We start from the raw sequence: 966 nt of genomic DNA, 5'->3' as shown, positions 1-966 counted from the left end.
GGTGAGCTTGACGATGCAATTGGCAGGTTGCTCGTGGAGTTGGTCACGCCGGTAACGCTTGAGGTCGCTCTGGCCGTGCAGAACGAGCTTCAGAACCGTACCGAGGAGAGCGACCGCCTACGCCGCCAAGAGGTCGAGCGAGCGCGCTACGAGACCGATCTGGCGCGCCGTCGTTACATGCAAGTCGATCCGGAGCATCGATTGGTTGCGGACTCGCTTGAAGCGGAATGGAACCATGCGCTGCGCGCTCTCAGTGAGGCCGAGGAACGCTACGAGAAGCAGCGCGAAGCCGATCGCGCCGGCATTGACGACACACAGCGCACAAGCATCATGGCGCTTGCGAAGGACTTTCCTCGCCTGTGGAACGATCCGCACACGCCAGATCGTGAGCGCAAGCGCATGGCACGCCTACTCATCGGCGACGTGACTCTGCTAAAAGGCACGGACGTCAGCGCTCAGATACGCTTCAACGGCGGCGCAACACACACGTTGCACGTGCCACTATCCAAGCCCGCGTGGATGTTACGGCAGACCCCGCCAGCCGTCGTCGCTGAGATCGACCGGCTCCTGGAAAACCACACTGACGGTGAAACGGCAGAGCTACTCAATCGCCAGGGACTCACGTCAGGTCAGGGCAAACCGTTTCACCACGTAATGGTCACCCGGATTCGGCTCTCCTACGATCTGCAAAGTCGCTACGACAGGCTGCGCACGCGTGGCTTGCTCACGCTGGACGAGATTGCAAAGTGCCTCGATGTCACACCGACTACCGTCAAGATATGGCGCCGTGCCGGCCTGCTCGTGGCGCACCGCTACGATGACAAGGGCCAGTGCCTCTTCGAACAACCTGGCGCGGATGCGCCAGTCAAGTACCGCCATCAACGCAAAAGCCGCGGTAAACATGCAGTCGCCGCGTAAACATCACTCCACTCGACCCATGAGGTGCATTGTGAAGCGTAGTCCTTG

The 966-nt window shown here is 60.7% G+C and carries 1 pseudogene; it reads left to right on the top strand.

Going from position 1 to position 966, the window contains the following annotated elements:
* Positions 1-918, top strand: a pseudogene (locus tag ACGLHR_RS51870) (recombinase family protein); the annotation flags it as partial.
* Between the last annotated feature and the right edge of the window lie 48 nt (positions 919-966).

The organism is Cupriavidus sp. CuC1, from assembly GCF_044627735.1.
GTDB classification, from domain to species: Bacteria; Pseudomonadota; Gammaproteobacteria; order Burkholderiales; family Burkholderiaceae; genus Cupriavidus; species Cupriavidus ulmosensis.
This window is presented reverse-complemented; position numbering and strand designations above follow the sequence as displayed.